At 69.1% G+C, this 18885-nt stretch carries 17 protein-coding genes; 15 read left to right on the top strand and 2 right to left on the bottom strand.

Annotation, left to right across the window (positions count from 1 at the left end):
* Positions 1-300 precede the first annotated feature (300 nt).
* Both CFB89_RS32470 and CFB89_RS32475 read right to left on the bottom strand, forming a co-directional pair.
* Complete coding sequence (locus CFB89_RS32470; protein WP_089471526.1) at positions 301-1161, bottom strand: ferritin; 861 nt, start codon at positions 1159-1161, stop codon at positions 301-303.
* Positions 1162-1190: 29 nt separating this feature from the next.
* Positions 1191-2138, bottom strand: coding sequence for a fatty acid desaturase (locus CFB89_RS32475; RefSeq protein WP_089471527.1), 948 nt, complete (start codon positions 2136-2138; stop codon positions 1191-1193).
* A gap of 427 nt (positions 2139-2565) precedes the next feature.
* Here CFB89_RS32475 and CFB89_RS32485 point away from each other — a divergent pair, with 427 nt between their 5' ends.
* From CFB89_RS32485 to CFB89_RS32555, 15 genes are read left to right on the top strand one after another with little or no spacing between them, the layout of a single operon-like run.
* Positions 2566-4329, top strand: a complete 1764-nt coding sequence (locus CFB89_RS32485; protein WP_256979826.1) for a fatty acyl-AMP ligase — start codon at positions 2566-2568, stop codon at positions 4327-4329.
* Positions 4326-5036 carry an ABC transporter ATP-binding protein gene (locus CFB89_RS32490; RefSeq protein ID WP_089471529.1) on the top strand — a complete coding sequence of 237 codons (711 nt, stop codon included), beginning with the start codon at positions 4326-4328 and terminating at the stop codon, positions 5034-5036. Before CFB89_RS32485 ends, CFB89_RS32490 begins: the two co-directional genes overlap by 4 nt.
* Positions 5008-6225 (top strand): ABC transporter permease, encoded by a 1218-nt coding sequence (locus CFB89_RS32495; protein WP_089471530.1) that lies wholly within the window; start codon positions 5008-5010, stop codon positions 6223-6225. Before CFB89_RS32490 ends, CFB89_RS32495 begins: the two co-directional genes overlap by 29 nt.
* Positions 6222-6965, top strand: coding sequence for an outer membrane lipoprotein-sorting protein (locus tag CFB89_RS32500; RefSeq protein ID WP_089471531.1), 744 nt, complete (start codon positions 6222-6224; stop codon positions 6963-6965). Before CFB89_RS32495 ends, CFB89_RS32500 begins: the two co-directional genes overlap by 4 nt.
* The gene (locus tag CFB89_RS32505) at positions 6955-8283 is read left to right on the top strand and encodes a hypothetical protein (protein WP_089471532.1); all 1329 of its coding nucleotides are present in this window, start codon (positions 6955-6957) and stop codon (positions 8281-8283) included. The genes CFB89_RS32500 and CFB89_RS32505 overlap by 11 nt, the downstream gene beginning before the upstream one ends.
* Before the next feature lie 13 nt (positions 8284-8296).
* Positions 8297-9382 (top strand): hypothetical protein, encoded by a 1086-nt coding sequence (locus tag CFB89_RS32510; protein ID WP_089471533.1) that lies wholly within the window; start codon positions 8297-8299, stop codon positions 9380-9382.
* A 58-nt stretch (positions 9383-9440) separates the two neighbouring features.
* On the top strand, positions 9441-9695 hold the full coding sequence (locus CFB89_RS32515) for an acyl carrier protein (RefSeq protein WP_006481176.1): 255 nt from the start codon (positions 9441-9443) through the stop codon (positions 9693-9695).
* Between the two features lie 7 nt (positions 9696-9702).
* A complete protein-coding gene (locus CFB89_RS32520) occupies positions 9703-10578 on the top strand; it encodes a hypothetical protein (protein WP_089471534.1) in 876 nt (291 codons plus the stop codon).
* A 1-nt stretch (position 10579) separates the two neighbouring features.
* On the top strand, positions 10580-11206 hold the full coding sequence (locus CFB89_RS32525; protein WP_089471535.1) for a hypothetical protein: 627 nt from the start codon (positions 10580-10582) through the stop codon (positions 11204-11206).
* Between the two features lies 1 nt (position 11207).
* Positions 11208-12191, top strand: coding sequence for a ferritin-like domain-containing protein (locus tag CFB89_RS32530; RefSeq protein ID WP_179233574.1), 984 nt, complete (start codon positions 11208-11210; stop codon positions 12189-12191).
* 1 nt (position 12192) lies between these two features.
* Positions 12193-13182 (top strand): 3-oxoacyl-ACP synthase, encoded by a 990-nt coding sequence (locus CFB89_RS32535; RefSeq protein ID WP_089471536.1) that lies wholly within the window; start codon positions 12193-12195, stop codon positions 13180-13182.
* Positions 13172-14344, top strand: a complete 1173-nt coding sequence (locus CFB89_RS32540) for a PLP-dependent decarboxylase (protein ID WP_089471537.1) — start codon at positions 13172-13174, stop codon at positions 14342-14344. Before CFB89_RS32535 ends, CFB89_RS32540 begins: the two co-directional genes overlap by 11 nt.
* Before the next feature lie 16 nt (positions 14345-14360).
* Positions 14361-15944: an acyl-CoA ligase (AMP-forming), exosortase A system-associated gene (locus tag CFB89_RS32545; protein ID WP_089471538.1), complete on the top strand. Its 1584-nt coding sequence runs from the start codon at positions 14361-14363 to the stop codon at positions 15942-15944.
* A complete protein-coding gene (locus CFB89_RS32550) occupies positions 15941-17035 on the top strand; it encodes a hypothetical protein (protein WP_089471539.1) in 1095 nt (364 codons plus the stop codon). Before CFB89_RS32545 ends, CFB89_RS32550 begins: the two co-directional genes overlap by 4 nt.
* Entirely contained in the window at positions 17035-18885 is a 1851-nt protein-coding gene (locus tag CFB89_RS32555; RefSeq protein ID WP_179233575.1) for an acyl-CoA dehydrogenase, read from the top strand. Before CFB89_RS32550 ends, CFB89_RS32555 begins: the two co-directional genes overlap by 1 nt.

Below are 18885 nucleotides of genomic sequence, written 5' to 3' on the forward strand. Positions count from 1 at the left end.
GGTTCCTACAATTCAATTTCAATTAGCTGACTTTTAATTCTATTTCCCGGATTGCGAAAGACAAACGGCCAGCAACATACACGAAAAATACCGGTTAAATCCCTAATCAAGTGTTTACATAAATATACTAAACACAAGAAGTTCAAAGGATCATGCAATTTCAAGAAACTGATGCGTCGATTATGTCCGGAAATGATTAATTCTCCGGCCGTTAGCGCCATTAGCGCAGGTCGGCTGCATGGCGTTCGCCTGTCGGCCGGAATGGAGCCCGCGCCGTGCGATAGCTGAGGTGTCGATCCGCTACGCGCAGTCCACCGCATCCTTCGTCCGCGCGATCACTTCGCGGCGATAGCGGTTCAGTTCCTGCGCGGTCGCGAACGTGCGCTCGAACAGGATCGACAGGTTGTGCAGAATCCGCTCGACGACCTTCTTCTCCCACTCGCCGTCGAAACGGATCTGCTCGTCGAGCCAGCGCTCGAGCCATTCCGGATCGGGCAGACGTGACTGCACGGTGTCGCGCGGGAACAGCGCCTGGTTCACGTGCAGGTTGGTCGGGTGAAGCGGTTTTTCGGTGCGGCGCGCCGACGCCATCAGCACGCCGATCTTCGCGAATGCGGCACGGGCGACGTCGCCGTGGTCGTTCAGCGCCTTCTTCATATAGCGCAGGTACGCGCCGCCATGACGCGCTTCATCGCGCGAAATCGTGTCGTAGATCTGCTTGATGACGGGCTCGGTGTGCCAGTCGGCCGCGCAGCGGTACCAGTGGTTCAGGCGGATTTCGCCGCAGAAGTGCAGCATCAGCGTCTCGAGCGGCGGCGCCGGATCGAACTCGAAACGCACCGCGTGCAGTTCTGCTTCGGTCGGCGCCATCTCCGGCTTGAAGCGGCGCAGGTATTCCATCAGCACGAGCGAATGCTTCTGCTCCTCGAAGAACCATACGCTCATGAACGCGGAAAAATCGCTGTCGTGCTGGTTGTCGCGCAGGAACATTTCCGTCGCGGGCAGCGCCGACCATTCGGTGATCGCGTTCATCTTGATCGTCTTCGCCTGCTCGTCGGTGAGCAGCGAAGCGTCGAACTTGTCCCACGGAATGTCCTTCTCCATGTCCCAGCGGACAGCTTCGAACGACCTGTAAAGTTCCGGATAGAGCATCGTCGTCACCGTGGTTGCAACGCATTCGACACCGGTGGTCACGCCGATTGCGTGGACGCCGGCGCGGCCGCTTCGGTCTCGGGCTCGCGATCGTCCCGATCGTCGTCCACCGAGCGCGGCGTCAGCCGGCCGCGCAACAGCGCGTAATAGAACTGCCGATACGTGCGGTGGTAATAGCGGATGCGCGGCGCGATCGCGCCATGCAGATCGTGCAACCGCTCGATCGGCAGGTTCGGCATCATGTGATGCTCGACGTGATAGTTGTTGCCGTTCGTGAACCAGGTCATGAACGCGTTGCTCTCGATCGTCCGCGTGTTGCGGAACGGGTCGGTGCTCGTCAGGTCGCAGCGATAGTGCTCGGGCATCTCGACCAGCGCATGCACGGGCGCCGCGACGCACACGAGCGGCACGACCCACACCCAGACGACGAACCACGTGTGCAACGCGACCGACAGCGCGGCCAGCAACGCGATCGTCGTGGCCATCAGCAGGTAGTCGCGGCGGATCGCACGCGACACGAGTGCGTTGTCGCCGAAGCGCGCGCCCGGCACGACGAGCTTCGCGACGTTCTTCGTGAACTGGATATAGTGCGCGGCCATCGACAGCCGCCACGCCCACAGCCCGACATTGACGACGGGGCGCGCGCCGTACTGGTCGCCGTAGTCGAAGAACTCCTTGTTCTCCGGCGTGCCGAGCAGCCGGTGATGGCGCAGGTGGCTGTCCTGGTAGGCGTGGAACGACACGAGCATCGGCATGCCGAGCAGCACGCCGAACACCATGTTCAGGCGCTTGCTGCGGAACCCCTGGTAATGCAGCGCCTGGTGCTGCAGCTCGACGCCGTGCGCATACATCGCACCGATCAGCAGGATGCCGACGATCTTCAGGATCACGAGCGCCGACAGCGCGAACATCATCCCGTGCGCGATGAGCGCGACGTACACCGCCAGCTTCAGCGAGAAGACCACGCCGCTCGGGCGGCTCTTCATGTCTCCAACCGATTTCGTGCGGGCGACCAGCGATGAGGTGACGGACAAGACGCTCTCCTTGAGCCGGGCCCTGCCCGGCACGATGACGCGGCGGCGCTGGCGCGCTGCCGGGATGCAATTCTTCTGTGAGTCGATGTTTCGGACAAACGAATTTTCCGAACGCATTGCATGACGCCCGCGCATGAGCGCACCACATCGTGAACTAGACGACCGGTCGAATGAGACAGACCAGTCGCCTGGCGCGTGTTCACCGTTCCCGCCAATAACGAATGGGCACGGGCCCGAGTGGATGCGCTCCGCTCATGCATAGCCTGCATAGATTCCGTTTGTCGCGGACGATCGATCCGGCAAGAATCCCCCTCACTCGACGAACGGCGCCGCCGGCACCGTGGCGCGAGCGGCCGTGTTCCGCAACGGGAGAATCCTCGTGACGAAGTACGCATCGACCATTCATCGCCTGATCGAATCGCTCGAGGACGTCGCGGGCGCCATGCATCGCATGACGTTCGTCGACGACGCGGGCAACGAAGCCGGCATCACGTACCGGCGCTTCGCGGAAGAAGTGTTTCGCCAGGCCGGCGCGCTGCGCGAGCTCGGCGTGCGCGAGAACGATCTGGTGATGCTGGCGCTGCCCGCGTCGGTCGAGCATGCGGCCGCGATGATGGCCTGCGTGATGACGGGTGCGCTGCCCTGCACCGTGCCCGTTCCCGCACGGCGCGCGACAGCCGGACGGCAGGTGGTCGACGTCGCGTGCGAGCTGTACCGGCCGCGCATCGTCGTCGCCGCCGATGCGCAGGCCGCGGCCTGGCGCGACGACGCGTTTCCGGCGGCCTCCACGCGCGTGGTCGATCTCGCGACGCTGTCGAGCGCCGCGGACGCCGGCGCGCGCGCGCTGATCAGCGCGAAGAGCGGCCACGATCCGCATCATGTCCAGCTCACGTCGGGTTCGACGTCGCATCCGAAGGCCGCGGTGCTCAGCCACGACAACGTGATCGCGAACGTGCTCGGCATCGGCGGCTCGGTGCGCTTCGACATCGCGGCCGGCGACGGCACCGCGTCGTGGCTGCCGCTCTATCACGACATGGGGCTGCTCACGCTGCTGTCGAATCTGCATTACCGCGCGCCGCTATTGATGATGCAGCCGAACAGCTTCATCCGGAATCCGCTCGGCTGGTTGAAGCGCATCGCATCGGCGCGCGCGACGACGACGTCGGTGCCGACCTTCGCGCTGCGCTACTGCGTGCGCCGCTTCAATGCCGCCGCGATGGACGGCGTCGACCTGTCCGCGTGTCGCAACATCTTCATCGGCGGCGAACGCGTGGACGACGCGACGCTGCGCGATTTCGCCGCGACGTTCGCGCCGTACGGCCTCGCGGCATCGGCGTTGCAACCGTGTTACGGCATGGCCGAATCGACGCTCGCGGTATCGATGCATCGCGCGTGGCACGAAGGCGCGGTCGATGGCGCGCCGTACGTGATCGCCGACGCACTCGACCGGCGCGCGTTGATCGAGCGCCGCGACGCGCAGCCGGTCGCCGCGAACGACGGCCGCGATACGGAAACCGAAACGGTGCTCGCGATGGGCACGCCGATCGACGGGATGGCGTTCCGCATCCTCGACGACGGCGACCACGCGCAGGCAAACCGCGCGGTCGGCGAAGTCGCGATCCGCGGCACGTCGGTGATGCTCGGCTACCTGAACCCCGACGACGGCACGATCGCCGCGCCGCTGACGGCCGACGGCTGGTTTCGCACCGGCGACATCGGCTACGTCGCGGACGGCCAGCTGCATATCCTCGGCCGCAAGAAGGAAGTCATCATCATTCGCGGCAGCAACTATTTCCCGCACGAGATCGAGGAAGCGCTGGCCTCGCACAGCGCGCTGCGCAAGAGCACGTGCATCGCGTTCGGGCTGCCCGATCCCGAAACCGGCACCGAGCGGCTGGTCGTCGCGATCGAGGCGCGGCCCGTCGACGCGACGCCGCAAACGCGTACCGAGTGCCAGCAGTTGCTCGCGTCGCGCATCGGCTTCGCCGCGCAGGATCTGTGTTTCGTCGAGCCCGGCTCGCTGCCGCGCACGACGAGCGGCAAGCTGCAGCGCGTGAAGTGTCGCGATCTCTATGCGAACGGCGCGTTGCCGGTGATTCCCGCGCCGGCCGCCGTCGAAGCCAGCCAGGGAGCGTTCGCATGACGGCCGCTTCGCTAACCCCGGTGCTCGAGCTGCGCGACGTCACGCGTGTATACGAAGGCGCCGGCCGCGTCGTCGCGGTGCGCGACGCGACGATCTCGATCGGGCAGCGCGACGTCGTCGCGCTCGTCGGTCCGTCGGGCAGCGGCAAAAGCACGCTGCTCAACCTCGCCGGCTTTCTCGACGTGCCGACGAGCGGCGAACGCTGGCTCGAAGGCCGACGCATCGACGACGCGCCGGACACGCTCGAACGGATTCGCCGCGAACGTATCGGCTTCGTGTTCCAGCAATTCAACCTGATACCGGTGATGTCCGCGCTCGAGAACGTCGAGCTCGGCTGCTTCGCGTGGGGTACGCCGCGCACGCGGCGCGAACGCGCCCGCGCGATGCTCGACGCGGTGGGGCTCGCCGCGCGCGAACGGCACCGCCCCGGCGAGCTGTCCGGCGGCGAACAGCAGCGCGTCGCACTGGCCCGCGCGCTCGCCAAGGAGCCGGCGATCGTGATCGCGGACGAGCCGACCGCGAGCCTCGACAGCACCAATGCGCGGGCGGTCGCCGAGCTGATCCTCGACACCAACCGCACGCTGGGCACCGCCTTTCTGATTGCGTCGCACGACGATCGTCTGTGCGCGCACCTGCCGCGTCGCATCGAGATGCGCGACGGCGTACCGGGAGTGAATCGTGAACTGGTCGACGTTTGCGTGGCGTAACCTCTGGCGCAACCAGCGCCGCACCGTGCTGACGATGGCGATGATCGGCGTCGCCGCGTTCGCGTCGAGCCTCGCGCTCGGCTACGTGATCGCGACCTTCGACGCGGTGCGCGAAGGGTCGATCGACAGCGGCGTCGGCCACGTGCAGGTGCTGCATCACGGCTATCTCGACCTGATCGGCGAACGGCCACTGCAGTACGGGCTGACCGCCGACGAACAGGCTGCCGCCACGCGGGCGATTGCACAGCTGCCCGGCGTCGCGACCACCGCGCGCGGCATCGACTTCGACGGGCTCGTATCGAACGGCGATCTCAGCTATGGCTTCGTCGGCGAAGGCATCGAACCGAACCGCGAGCCGCCCGGCTTCTTCGACTATCACACGGTGCTGTCGGGCCGCTATCTGTCGCCGACGAACGCGGGGACCGAAGTCGTGGTCGGCGCCGAACTCGCGCGCAAGCTCGGCGTGCACGTCGGCTCGGTCGTGCAGCTGATGGCGTCGACCGCGCACGGCGGCATCAACGCGACCGACGCGCAGATCGTCGGCGTGATGAGCACCGGCAACAAGGACGTCGACGAACGGATCGTCAACGTGACGTTCACGGCCGCGCAGGCGCTGCTGCGCACCGACCGTGCATCGCGCATCGCGGTGTTCCTCAAGGACACCGCCGGCACGACGGCCGCCGCCGCGGCGCTGCGCACCGCGCTGCCGACGCTCGACGTGCGGACCTGGGATCAGCTCGTGTCGCTCTATCACCAGGTCGTCGCGCTGTACAAGAACCAGTTCTCGGTGTTCGGCGCGATTCTCTGCGTGACGATCCTGCTGTCGATGAGCAACTGGATTCTGATGAGCATCGTCGAGCGACGCCGCGAGATCTCGACGCTGCGCGCACTCGGCGTGCCGGCCGCGACGGTGCGCGGCGTGCTGATCCAGGAGACCGCGCTGCTCGGCCTGCTCGGCGCGGCGGCCGGGATCGCGCTCGCGCTGCTGACGATGGTCGCGCTCAATCACGCGCAGATCCACCTGCCCGCGCCGCCCGGCCGCGTGAAACCGATCCTGCTCGAATTCACCGTGTCGCCCATCGCCGTGGCCGCCGTCGAAGCCGCGTTCGTCGTGCTCGGCGTGGCCGCGGCGCTGCTCGCGACGCTCGGGCTCGCGAAACGCAACATCCTCGAAGGACTCGCCCCATGAACCGCATTCGCTTCACGTTCGCCGCGCTCGTCGCGTGCGCGCCGCTCGCCGCGCACGCGGCCGACGCGCCGACGGCCCAGACCATGCTCGCCCGCGCCGACGCGTACCGCAGCACGGCCGCCGATACGCAGACGAACATCCAGATCACCAACGAAGTCGGCGGACAATCCGGCGACGCGACGCGCTATCTCGTCTACACGCGCGGCAACGGCGATACGCTCGCGCTGACGCGCAGCGGCGAGAACGACGGCCAGAAATACCTCGCGACGACACGCGGGCACTGGTTCTACGTGCCGAACACGCGCAGCGCGGTGCGCATCAACGGCATGCAGCGGCTGCAAGGCGAAGTCGTGATCAGCGACATCACGCGCACGCACTGGGCCGACAGCTATCGCGCGACGGCCGTGCCGGGCACGACGTCGATCGCCGGCAAGCCGGCCACCGAGCTCGACCTGAGCGCGACCGATCCCGACAACGTCTACCCGACGATCAAGCTGTGGGTCACGCCCGACACCGACGTGCCGGTGCGCGCGCAGTTCTTCCTGGCGAGCGGCCTGCTGTTTCGCAGCGCCGACTTCTCGGCGCCGGTCGACGCGAACGGCCGCAAGGTGATCCGCAAGATCACGTATCGCAACGAGGTCGAGAAACAGCGCGCGAGCGTCGTCGACATCCTCGACGGCCAGCCGCGCAAGATTCCGTCGGGCTGGTTCAATCCCGACACGCTCGCCGATGGCCAATGAGTACGACGCCGATGCCGACGCCCATCGTGACCGCCGCCGTTCATCGCCCGATCGCGCCCGCCGCGGCTGGCCCGGTGTCGCGCTCGCCATCCCGCTCGCGCTCGGCTGCACGCTCGCGCACGGAGAATCGCTGATGGATCAGCTCGGCACGCTCAACGGCATCGGCTACGCGCGCACCGTCGACAACATGGACGGCCGCGCGCTGCTCGGCCGCCTGATCGGCGACTCGCCGCGCGATCAGCAGGAAGCCGGGCTGCTCGCGCGCATCGACGGCGAAAACCTGTTCGTGAACGCGCGCGTCGTCGCCAGCAACCATTCGCTCGGCGCACAGGCGAGCCGCTTCAACGAAGCCGGCGTGCGCTACGCGTTCGACAACGGCATCACGCTGACGGCCGGCAAGCGGATCGACACGCTCGATACGTCGCAGGCATTCTTCCCGCTCGGCTTCTTCCAGAAACGGGCCGCGACGGCCGACATCTACGATCGCTACGGCGACGTCGAAGGCACGCCGCTCGTCGAGGCGAAATGGGCCGGCGAACAGACCACGCTGCAGTTCATCGCCGGCGAGAACCGCACGCTGCGCAACGACGTCGACAACCGCGACGTCGAAGGCGCGACGCAGCTCGTGCGCGGCGCGTACAACTGGCCGGGCGGCTCGGCCGCGCTGCTCGCGGGCCGTCACGCGGGCCGCGGCGGCGCGGGCGCGACGCTGTCGTTGGACGTCGCGCGCTCGAACACCGTCTATGCGAGCGCATGGCTCGAGCGCGGCACGACCCGCCCGCTGCCCGCTTTCATCGCGAACGGCACGCCGCTCGATTCGGCCGCCGCGTACGACGCCGTCGATCGCCGCAACGATCGCCAATATGTGTGGCGCAGCGCGGTCGGCATGCAGAGCGCACTGCCCGGCAACCTGTCGCTGATCGTCGAGTGGTCGCACGACGAAGCGCGTTACGACGCGAGCCAGTGGCGCCGGATGGTCGGCGCGGTGCAGGCGAACAACGCGCTGCTGCCGGTCGCGCCCGGCGCCGCGCTGGCCGGCCTCGGCGGCACGGCCAACTTCGTGAGCGTCGACGGCAGCCTGCGCGACTACCTGTTCGCGCGGCTCGGCAAGAAAGTCGGCCGCGTCGAGTATTCGCTGCGCGGCGTCTATTCGCCGCAGGACAAGGGCCTGCTCGCGATCGCGCAGGTCGTCGCCGACGTGAACACACGCGTGAGCGTCGACGTCGCGCTCACCCACGCTTTCTCCGACGGCCAGTCCGAGTACCGGATGGTCGGTCTCGGCACCCGCATCGACGCCGCCGTGCGCGTGCGTTTCTGACAGGAACCCTGCCATGTCCACGCTTTCCGCCCCCACCCCGGTCGCACCGTCGCCGCTGCTGCGCGTGGCCGACCAGGCCGCGTATCCGGTGCTGCGCCACCTCGACGCGATCGGCACGCCGCCGCGCGCGGCGGCCCGGCTCGTCGAAGCCGCCGCCGTGCGGCTGCTCGACAGCGAGATGGTGATCGCGCTGCGCGCCGCCACGCCGGACGTGCTGCCCGACGCATCCGCGTCGACCCCGTTGCGGCACGACGAAGCGCCGCTCACCGAAGCACTGCTCGAACAGATCGGCAACGAAGGATTTCATCACCTGTTCAAGCCGTTCATGCGCGCGTTCATCCGCATCATGTTCGGGCTGTTCTTCTCCGACGACCAGAACCGTCGCGCCTGCGAGTGCATCGACGCCGGCCACAACTTCGCGTTCCTGATGAGCGACGGCGGCGGCCCGACGCTGGCCGCCTGGCGCACCGTCGTGCGCAGCGACGACAACGGGCTCGCGCTGACCGTCGACAAGGTGTGGGGCATCGAGGCGCACCGCGACTGCATGGCCGTCGTCGCGGCACGCCTGCCGGGCGTGATGTTCCCGGCCGCGTACCTCGTATGGCCCGACGAGTATCGAAAACTGAAGCGCTCGCCCTGCGGCGCGCCGTTCCTCGCGGGCAACCTGCAGCTCGCGAACGTCGGCGGCCAGGTGCGCGTCGCCGCCGAGGATCGCCTGCGGATCGGCGGCCCGACCGTCTTCAACAAATACCTGACCGTCGTGCGGCCGTACTTCGTCCGCGCGCTGATGGCGCACGTCGGCTGGCTCGAACGGACCGGCGGCGTCGAACTCGACGCCGACGCGCGCGCCGTGCACCGCTTCATCGCGGACGCCGCGCGCACCCAGACCGACGACGCGCACTACAGCTTCGGCAAGGTGCAGCGCGTGCTCGCGATCAAGCTGCTGTCGAACGAGTTCCTGACCGCGCTCGTGCGCGACGGCAAGGTGCCGCGGTTCGACGACCAGCGCGACCTGCTGGCGTTTTCGAAGATGGAAGGCAGTTCGTACCGGTGTTATCACGAGCTTCGCAAGAGCCTGCGCTGCGAAGCCGGCAGTTGATCCACGCGACAGGCCGATCGATCCCGATCAATTCAACTCAACTCCAGGAGCTCCCCTCATGACGACCCAGAACGTTCCGGCCGACGCGCTCGACATCCTGTCCCGCGAAGTCGCGAAGATCCTCAACGTCGAAACCGTCGACACGGACGCCGGCATCGGCGAACTCGGCATCGATTCGCTGAACATCGTCGAGCTGATCGTGTTCTGCGAACAGCTTTACGGTTCGATCGATCCGGAAGCGTTGAACATCACGCAGTACACGACGCTGCAGCAGCTCGACGCGCAACTGCGCAGCCAGCAGCACGCGGCCTGATACGACGATGCTCGCGCCCCTTGCCCCCGTGGCGGCCGCCGCCGTCCAGCCGGCCCCGGCGACCGCGCTGACCGTGCAGGCGCTCGCGTACCGGCGCGTCGCGCCGTCGCGCGACGGCGCGGCCGTGCCGCTCGACGACACGGCGCACGTGATCGGCACGCTCGCGTGCGCCGAGCGCGAGCGGCTGTGCGGCGCGGTCGGCGCGGACGACTACGTGGTCAGCTCGACGATCCTGTCGATGCTGCTGATGAACGATTCGCCGCAGCACCGGGTGTTCGCGCAGGCGCTTGCCGGCGCGAACGACTACACGCCCGACTGGATGACCTGCTCGTACGAATGCGCGGGCTGGGGCTATGTGTTGCGCCGCGCGCTGGCCACCGCGGCCGAGACCGGGCCGCGCACGCTGCTCCTGCAGATCGTCGACGTCGACGTGCACGGCTTTACCTACTGGCACGGCAATCCCGCCTGGGGGCGCTCGGGCTTCGGCGTCTGCACGCTGCTCGTCGACGTCGGCCGCGAGCCGGCGCAGTCGGTGATCGCGGACGCCGCGCCGCCGCCCAGCGCGGTCGTGCGGCTCGGCCGCGACATCCGCACGTTCTGCGCGGCGCGCCCGGGCCTGCACGCGGCGCTGCCGTTCTTTCCGGCCACGTCGCGGCGCGCGTTGCTCGCGTCGGTCGGCAAGACGCCGCTGCTGCCGGACGGCCACGGCGTGTTCGGTCATGCGTTCGGCAGCGACCCGTGGCTGTCGGTGCTGCTCGCGCACCGCGACGGCGACACGCCGCGCCGCGCGGCAGTCTGCTCGCTTGCGCTGAACGGCTATTACGCGATCGCCGACGTCGCGTTCGCGCCGGACGCGACGTTCTCTCTCGACGGCGAGGCGTGACATGGTGCGACCCGTTCACTTCACCTATCGGATCGAGCGCGATGCGCGCCAGCCGGTCGCGGTCGCGGCGAGCGCGTACCGGATGCCGCTCGACACGCCGGCCGACTACGCACGCGCCGCGCTCGCGGAAGCGGCCGGCGATGCGTACGACACGGGCAATACGCACGACGGGGCCGGCGGCGAACGCCGCGTGCTGCTCGACCACGTGCAGTATTTCGCGTTCCTCGCGGAAATCGCCGCACGGATTCGCGACGCCGTGCACGCGGACGCCCGCCTCTTCATCGAAGTGTGCGCACCGTACTTCGGCGCGCTGCCGGCCGAACTGCTCGCCCCGCACGTGCTGCTCGGCGTGCACCTGTACGACGAAGCGTTGCGCGATGCCGCACGCGGCGCGCCGGTCGCCTGGATCGGCGACCGCATCCTGCGCGATGCGGAATTCGCCGGCGACAACCGCGTGTGCTGCGCGATCTGGCCCGCGCGGCTCGCCGATGCGTTCGACGCGCAACTGCGTGGTGCGTGGCCGTCGTTCGCGATCCGGCTCGAACCGCACCCGGGCGCACCGCGCGCCGCCCCGTTCACCGATTCCGCCCATCATTCCGGCGCCGCCGCGCGGCCGGGGAGACCCTGACATGAATGACACGCTTACCGTGATGCAGGATACGGCCGACATCCGCTGGTCGATGCCCGTCGACGCGCTGATGTCGAACGACTACGCGCTGCGCGAAGAGGCGCTGAACCGGCTGTACGAGAAGGCGAAAGCCGCGCAGTGGGACGTCGCGACCGACGTCGACTGGCGCCACGACCTCGACCCGGCGAACCCGCTCGGCATGCCCGACCCGACGCTGCTGATCTACGGCACCGAGCTGTGGGGCAAGCTCGCCGACGCCGACAAGCGCGAGGTGCGCCACCACGCGCAGGGCTGGCTGCTGTCGCAGATCCTGCACGGCGAGCAGGCCGCGCTGATCTGCGCGTCGAAGCTCGCGTCGGCCGAAAGCGGCTTGAGCGCGCGGCTGTGCGCGGCCGCGCAGATGATGGACGAAGCGCGCCACGTCGAGGCGTACGCGAAGCTCGTCAACGAGAAGCTCGACGTCAGCTACCCGATGAGCCGCTCGCTGAAAGGGCTGCTGCACGACACGATCACGAGCAGCGCGCTCGACATGACGAACCTCGGGATGCAGGTGCTGGTCGAGGGCATCGCGCTGTCGATTTTCCAGAGCGTCGTCGCGTACAGCACCGACCCGTTCGTCAAGGACCTGTTCCTGCGGATCCAGCGCGACGAAGCACGCCACTTCGCGGTCGGCCGGATCACGCTGTGCCGCGTGTACGCGGAGATGAGTTCGCACGAGCTGCGCGAGCGCGAGGAATTCATCTGCGAAGGCGCGGCCGTGCTGTACGAGCACCTGTGCGCGGACGACATCTGGGAACCGATGGGGCTTTCCAAGCGCGAATGCAGCGCGATGGTGCGCGAGTCGCCGGTGTCGAGCTCGATCCGCCGCTCGATCTTCCGGCGCCTCGTGCCGACGATCCGCGAGATGGGCCTGCTCACGCCGACCGTGCAGGCGACCTTCGAAAAGCTCGACGTCCTCGACTACGCGGCGATGCCGCTCAACTGACATGACGATGCCCTCCTCCCACGCATCCCGCGACGCCGGCTTCTGGATCGGCATCGACGCGGTGGCCTACGAGCTGCCGGGCCCGCCCGTCGATATCGAGGCCTGGGCCGCCGAACGCGATTACCCGGCGCAGCGGGCGGCCGCGATCGCGCAGTCGGGCAGCCGCTATTTCCACATGGCGCTCGACACGAGCGAGACCGATCTCGCGATCGCGGCGGTCGGCCGGCTGCTCGACACCGCGCGCGTGCAGCCGTCCGACGTCGGCGCGATCGTGCACGTGCACACGCAGCAGTTCAGCGTGCCGCCCGCGCCGCGCAGCCTGCCGCACGAAGTGGCCGCGCGCTTCGGCATCGAGCCGCTGTGGCTCGGCTCCGTCGCGCAACTGAACTGCGTGTCGGTCGCGGCCGGCATCGAAACCGTGCGCGCGCTGATGCGCCGCCATCCGCAACTCGATGCGGCGCTCGTCGTGTCGTCCGACCGCGTATACGGCGAGGATTACCGGATGCGGCAGATGACGGGCGTGCAGTGCGACGGCGCGGCCGCGATGCTGATCGCGCGCAACAGCACGAAGAACCGGCTCGGCGGCATCGCGATCGAAACGCATGCGAAATGGCATCGCGGGTCGGACACCGTCGCCGCGAACGAGGCCGACCTGATCATGATGGAATGGCCGTACACGCGCCGCGCGATCGACGCGGCCGTCGCGCTCGAGCCGCATGCGCTCGACGCATACGATCTCGTGCTGCCGCACAACGCCGACCTGCCCGGCTGGAACGCGCTGTGCCGCGCGATGCGCGTGCCGGCCGAGCGGCTCTACGCGGACAACATCCATGCGCGCGGCCACGCGTGCTGTTCGGATTTTCCGATCAACCTGGCCGACGTCGGGCTCGATGCGGTCGCGCACGGCCGGCGCGTGCTCGGCGTGATGCAGTCGAACTGCGGCGCGTATGCGGCCGCCACGCTCCATCCGGTGAGCCGCCATGACGCCTGAGCGCCCGCTTCCCGCCGCCGATCGCGCGTGGATCGCCGATCTGCGCACGCCGTGCTACGTGTACGAGCCCGAGGTCGCGATCGCCCGCTACCGGTCGCTCAAGGCGCGGCTCGGCACGCGGTTGATCGTGTCGCTGAAGGCGAACCCGAACCAGGACATGCTCGCGCGCTGCGCGCATGCGTACGAGGACGGCGTCGAACTCGCGAGCCGCGGCGAACTCGACGCGGTGATCGGCCGGATCAAGACGCCGCGCTACCTGAACAATCCGTCGATGGACGAGATGTTCATGCGCGCGGGGCTCGCGTCGCGCTGCCATTTCGTGCTCGACAACCCGGATGCGGTCGCGCGTTTCGTGCCGCTCGCGCGTGAAGCGGCGGCCGGCGGCGGCACGCCGGGCGCCGTGCTGCTGCGCGTGAACGCCGGCGCGCTGGCAGGCGAGCACGCGCGGGCGCCGTGGCACGACCACTTCGGGATGACGCCGAACGAGGCGCACGACGCGGTGCGCACGCTCGCGGCCGCCGGCTTGCCCGTCGCCGGGCTGCATGTGTTCTCCGGCCCGCATTCGTTCATCCGCCAGGACCCGACGCAGCCGGACACGCTCGTGTTGCCCGAGCGGCTCGCCGCGCTGGCCCGCGATCTCGCGCCGGCCAACGGTGCGCCGCTCGCGTCGCTGAGCCTCGGCGGCGGTTTCGCCGACGATCATCCGGGCGATGCCGCGTTCGAACGCTATGCCGCCGCGCTCGCGCCGCTCGCCGGCCAGTATTCGCTCGCCCACGAATCCGGCCGCGCGATCTTCGCCGATGCAGGCGTGTTCGCGACGCGCGTCGTCGCGGTCAAGACGTGGCAGGACCGCACGATCGCCGTCTGCGACGGCGGCCTGTCGCATGCGTTCCTGCTCGCCCAGACCGAAACGATGATGCGCCGCCTGGCCGCCCCGTCGCTGGTGCGCCGCACGCCCGCGCCGCCGCCTCGCGGCGTGCCAACGCTCTTCGTCGGGAGCACCTGCAGCCGCGCGGACGTGATCGGCCGCGACGACACGGGCGCACCGCCGCAGGTCGGCGACATCGCGATGTTCGAGCGCTGCGGCGCGTATCACCGCACGTACTCGATGGCGCATTTCCTGTCCCACGAAGCCGCGCACGTATACGTGCGGCCGGCCTGAACCCGAGGAGCCGATCATGAACGCATTGATCAGCATCGCCGACCTGCTCGAACACGGCGCCGAGCGCTGGCCGCATCATCCGGCGTACGCCGACGGCGGCCGCACCCTGACTTACGACCAGCTTGCCCGCGCGGTCCGGCGCGCCGCCGCCGCGCTCGCATCGCGCGGCGTGCGGCCCGGCGAACGCGTCGCGATCTACGCGCCGAAGCGCATCGAAACCGTGGTCGCGATGCTCGCGGCCAACGCGCTCGGCGCGATCTTCGTGCCGGTCAATCCGCAGTTGAAGGAAGCGCAGATCGAACACATCGTCGCCGACAGCGGCGCCGCGCTGTTCGTGACCGGCGCGCAGCGGCTCAAGCGCCTGCCGGCGCTCGCCGCGCTCGTCGGCGCGCGCACGCTGCTGATCGAGGAACTCGCCGATGCGATCGAGTCGCCCCGCACCGACACGCCAGCGTCCGCAGCGGCCCCCTTCGGCCGCCCGGTCGACGACGATCCGGCCGCGCTGCTCTACACGTCCGGCTCGACCGGCAAGCCCAAAGGCGTCGTCGTGTCGCATCGCAACCTGGTGTCGGGTGCGTTCAGCGTCGCCGCGTACCAGCAGCTCGCCGAAGACGACGTCGTGCTCGGCGTGCTGCCGCTCAGCTTCGACGCGGGCCTGAGCCAGCTCACGACCGCGCTCGCGTCCGGCGCGTGCTACACGCCGCTCGACTTCCTGCAGCCGGCCGAAGTGCCGCGCCATTGCGATGCGTTCGGCGTCACGTCGATCACCGGCGTGCCGCCGCTCTGGATGCAGCTTGCATCGGCCGGCTGGAGCGACGGCGCGCGCACGCGGATCCGCCGCTTCGCGAACACCGGCGGCCATCTCGCGACACCGCTGCTGCACCGGCTGCAGGCGCTGTTCACGCAGGCGTCACCGTACCTGATGTACGGGTTGACCGAGGCATTCCGCTCGACCTACCTGCCGCCCGCGGATGCGGCGCTGCGCCCGACGTCGATCGGCAAGGCCGTGCCGAACGCGGAGATTCTCGTACTGCGCGCGGACGGCAGCGAATGCGCGGCCGACGAGCCCGGCGAACTCGTGCATCGCGGTGCCTTCGTCACGCTCGGCTACTGGAACCGGCCCGAGCTGACCGCGCAGCGCTTTCGTCCGCTGCCGCGCCGGCACGGCGAAATCCCGCGCCCGGACGTCGCCGTGTGGTCCGGCGACATCGTGCGGCGCGACGCGGACGGCTACCTGTATTTCGTCGCGCGCGGCGACGACATGATCAAGACGTCCGGCTATCGCGTGAGCCCGACCGAGGTCGAGGACGTGCTGTTCGCGCTGCCGCACATCCGCGAGGCCGCCGTGTTCAGCGTCCCGCACCCGGCGCTCGGCGAGGCGATCGCCGCATGCGTCGTGTCGACGCTCGACGCCGACGCGTGCCGCGCCGACATCGCCCGCGCGTGCCGCGACGCGTTGCCCACCTACATGAACCCGCTCGTCGTCGAGCCGCTGCCCGCGTTGCCGCGCAACCCGAACGGCAAGATCGACCGACCGGCGCTGAAAGCGCAGTATCGCGACGCGTTCGCGCGTCCGAACCTCGAGGAGACCGCCGCATGACCCTGTCGACGCTCGACGAAACCTGTGTCGGTGCACCGCGCGTCGCCGCGCCCGGCACGCTCGCGCTGTCCGGCGGCGTCGTGGTGCTGCCGCCCGCCGTCGTGTTCAGTGCGATCCAGGCGCAGGAGCGCCATCCCGGCTACCGGCACCTGCTGCTGCCGCAGGCGCGCTTTGCGCGGCCGCGCGGCATGGGCGCGCTGACGCCCGACGAAGGCACGCGTCTCGCGCCGGGCGGGCGGCCCGCGCTGCGCGTCGCACCGCCCGGGCGCAGCCTCGCCGATCTCGCCGCCGATGCGGCGCTCGACCTGCGCGACCAGCTCGGCTCCGGCGCGCTGGCCCGCACGACGCATGTGATCGTCGCCAGTTGCGCGCTCAACGAAGGCATCGGCGACTCGGTCGTCGGCCGCATGCAGTACGAACTCGGGCTGCAACGCGTGACGCCGTTCGCGCTCGGCCAGAACGGCACGCTCGGCTGGTATTCGGCGCTGATGCTGCTCGACGGGCTGCTGCGCGATGAAGGCGACCAGGCGCTCGTGATCCTCAGCGACAAGTGGCTCTACCCGTTCTTCCGCCAGTTCGGCGACCTGGTCGGCTACGGCGATGCCGCCGCCGCGCTGCTCGTGTCGCGCGCGGGACCGACGCCCGAGCCGGCCCCGTGGGGCGGCGTGCGCTCAGTCGCGCTCGAATTCGGGCCGTCGATCGCCGATCCGTGGGCCGACGCGCCGGCCGCGCTGCGCGACACGCTCGCACCGGTCGCCGCGCGCGCGATCCGCCGCGCGCTCGACCAGGCCGACCTGCGTGCGAACGAGATCGACTGGTGCGTGCCGCCCGGCTTCGACCCCGGCTTCGCGGCGCGCGTGGCCGATGCCGCGTCGATCCCGGTTCCCGCGCGCATCCAGCACGACGGGTCGGGCCATCTGTCGTCGGCCGAATCGGCCGCCGCGCTGATCCGGCTCGCGGGCGCGCTCGACGAAGGCGAACGCCGCACGGTGCTCGTCTGGGACGCGGCGCTGCATGGCGCGGCGGCGGCGGCCGTCGTCGACCTGGCCGGCGGGCTCGACGCCGCACTCGATATCGAAGGAGACGCATGATGAGCGCCTACAAGGTCAGCCTGCGCGAGCTGCGCTTCTTTCTGTGGGAACTGTTCGAGGCCGACAAGCGCTTCCTGGCGGAACACGGCTTGTACGGCACGCACGATCGCGCGTCGATCGACGCGCTGCTCGAACGCGCACGCGATTTCGCGCTCGACCTCGGGCGCAGCTACCAGCAGGCGGACGTCGAGGGCTGCACGCTGCTCGACGACGGCCAGGTACGGATTCCTTCGCATTTCCACGCACTGTGGGCGCGCTTTCGCGACGAGTGGTCGAACACGCTGTTCGGCACCGCGCACGGGCTGCCGCCGATCGTCACGCAGATGATCTACGAGATGTTCATGGGCGCGAATCCGTCGTTCATGACGTACGGCGGCTTCACGCGCCCCGCGGTCAAGCTGCTGCAGATGCACGGCACGCCGCACCAGAAGGCGCTCATCGCGCCGCTCGAAGCGTACCGCTGGGACGCGTGCTTCTGCGCGACCGAACCGCAGGCCGGCACCGACCTGACCGCGGTCGCGCTGCGCGCGACGCCGCTCGAACGCGACATCTACGCGATCGACGGCGAGAAGGTCTATATCTCGGCCGGCATGCACGAGCTGACGGAAAACACGCTGTATTTCGTGCTCGGGCGCATCGACACCGCGTCGCCGGATTCGTTCTCGCTGTCGTGCCTCGTCGTGCCGCGCTTCTGGCCCGACGAAACCACCGGCGAGCTGCAGCCGAACCACGTCGACTGCATCGGCCTGCCGCGCAAGATGGGCCTCAAGGGCTGCGCGAACACGCATCTCGTGTTCGGCTCGAACGGCACGACGAAAGGCTGGCTGCTCGGCGGCCGCCGCAACGTCGGGCTGCTGCAGCTGATGCCGCTGATGAACCAGGCGCGGATGAGCACCGGGATGTTCGGCGTCGGCGTCGCATCGAGCGCGTACCTGCACGCGGTCGAGTACGCGGGCCGCCGGCTGCAGGGCCGGCCGATCGAGCGCGCGTCGAACACGAACGCGGCACGGGTCGCGATCGTCGAGCACGCGGACGTGCAGCGCATGCTGGTCGACATGAAAAGCCGCGTCGACGGCTGCCGCGGCCTGCTCGGCAAGCTCGCGGCGACCGCGACGCGCGCGGCGATGCTCGAAGCGACGCCCGACGCCGACCCGACCGAGATCGAGCGTCATCGCAAGCTGCAACTGCTGCTGACGCCGATCTGCAAGGCGTTCATCTCGGACCAGGCGTGGCGGATCTGCGAAACGGCGATCCAGGTGCACGGCGGGCTCGGCTATACCGACGCGAGCCCGGTCGAGCAGAACGCGCGCGACGTGAAGATCCTGTCGATCTGGGAAGGCACGAACTACATCCAGGCGCAGGATCTCGTGCGCGACAAGCTCGGCTTCGGCCGCCATTCGCGGCTGATCCAGTACTACCGCGACGAACTCGACGCGTTCCTCGCGCAGCAGCATCATGCCGGCACGCATGCGGAGCTGCGGCCGCTGTTCGATGCGCTACGCGCGGGCGCCGATCGCATCGCCGCCGCGCTCGACGACATCGCGCGCGACGTGCAGGACGGCCACACGCATCGCAGCAGCCAGTTCTACACGCGCTTTCTGGAGATGTTCGGCGTCGTCACGTCCGCATGGGTGCTGCTCGAATCGGCGACGATCGCCGCGCGCCGGCTCGATGCGCCGGAAACCGCCGACGCGCCGGCCGAGTTGGCGTTCTATCGCGGCAAGCTGAAAAGCGCGCGCTACTACTTCGCGAACGTGCTGCCCGTCGTCGACCAGCACGCGGCCGTGATCGCCGCGATGGCGCACGCGGCGATCAGCGTCAGCAGCGACGAACTCGCCGCGGTGGAATGA

The sequence above is a fragment of the Burkholderia sp. AU16741 genome, from assembly GCF_002223345.1.
In the GTDB taxonomy this organism is placed as follows: Bacteria; Pseudomonadota; Gammaproteobacteria; order Burkholderiales; family Burkholderiaceae; genus Burkholderia; species Burkholderia sola.

Excerpts from the sequence above, each read along its gene's own strand:
- CFB89_RS32475 (WP_089471527.1), bottom strand. The coding sequence starts at position 2,138 with ATGAAGAGCCGCCCGAGCGGCGTGGTCTTCTCGCTGAAGCTGGCGGTG.
- CFB89_RS32490 (WP_089471529.1), top strand. The coding sequence starts at position 4,326 with ATGACGGCCGCTTCGCTAACCCCGGTGCTCGAGCTGCGCGACGTCACG.
- CFB89_RS32500 (WP_089471531.1), top strand. The coding sequence starts at position 6,222 with ATGAACCGCATTCGCTTCACGTTCGCCGCGCTCGTCGCGTGCGCGCCG.
- CFB89_RS32505 (WP_089471532.1), top strand. The coding sequence starts at position 6,955 with ATGGCCAATGAGTACGACGCCGATGCCGACGCCCATCGTGACCGCCGC.
- CFB89_RS32510 (WP_089471533.1), top strand. The coding sequence starts at position 8,297 with ATGTCCACGCTTTCCGCCCCCACCCCGGTCGCACCGTCGCCGCTGCTG.
- CFB89_RS32515 (WP_006481176.1), top strand. The coding sequence starts at position 9,441 with ATGACGACCCAGAACGTTCCGGCCGACGCGCTCGACATCCTGTCCCGC.
- CFB89_RS32520 (WP_089471534.1), top strand. The coding sequence starts at position 9,703 with ATGCTCGCGCCCCTTGCCCCCGTGGCGGCCGCCGCCGTCCAGCCGGCC.
- CFB89_RS32525 (WP_089471535.1), top strand. The coding sequence starts at position 10,580 with ATGGTGCGACCCGTTCACTTCACCTATCGGATCGAGCGCGATGCGCGC.
- CFB89_RS32530 (WP_179233574.1), top strand. The coding sequence starts at position 11,208 with ATGAATGACACGCTTACCGTGATGCAGGATACGGCCGACATCCGCTGG.
- CFB89_RS32535 (WP_089471536.1), top strand. The coding sequence starts at position 12,193 with ATGACGATGCCCTCCTCCCACGCATCCCGCGACGCCGGCTTCTGGATC.
- CFB89_RS32540 (WP_089471537.1), top strand. The coding sequence starts at position 13,172 with ATGACGCCTGAGCGCCCGCTTCCCGCCGCCGATCGCGCGTGGATCGCC.
- CFB89_RS32545 (WP_089471538.1), top strand. The coding sequence starts at position 14,361 with ATGAACGCATTGATCAGCATCGCCGACCTGCTCGAACACGGCGCCGAG.
- CFB89_RS32550 (WP_089471539.1), top strand. The coding sequence starts at position 15,941 with ATGACCCTGTCGACGCTCGACGAAACCTGTGTCGGTGCACCGCGCGTC.
- CFB89_RS32555 (WP_179233575.1), top strand. The coding sequence starts at position 17,035 with ATGAGCGCCTACAAGGTCAGCCTGCGCGAGCTGCGCTTCTTTCTGTGG.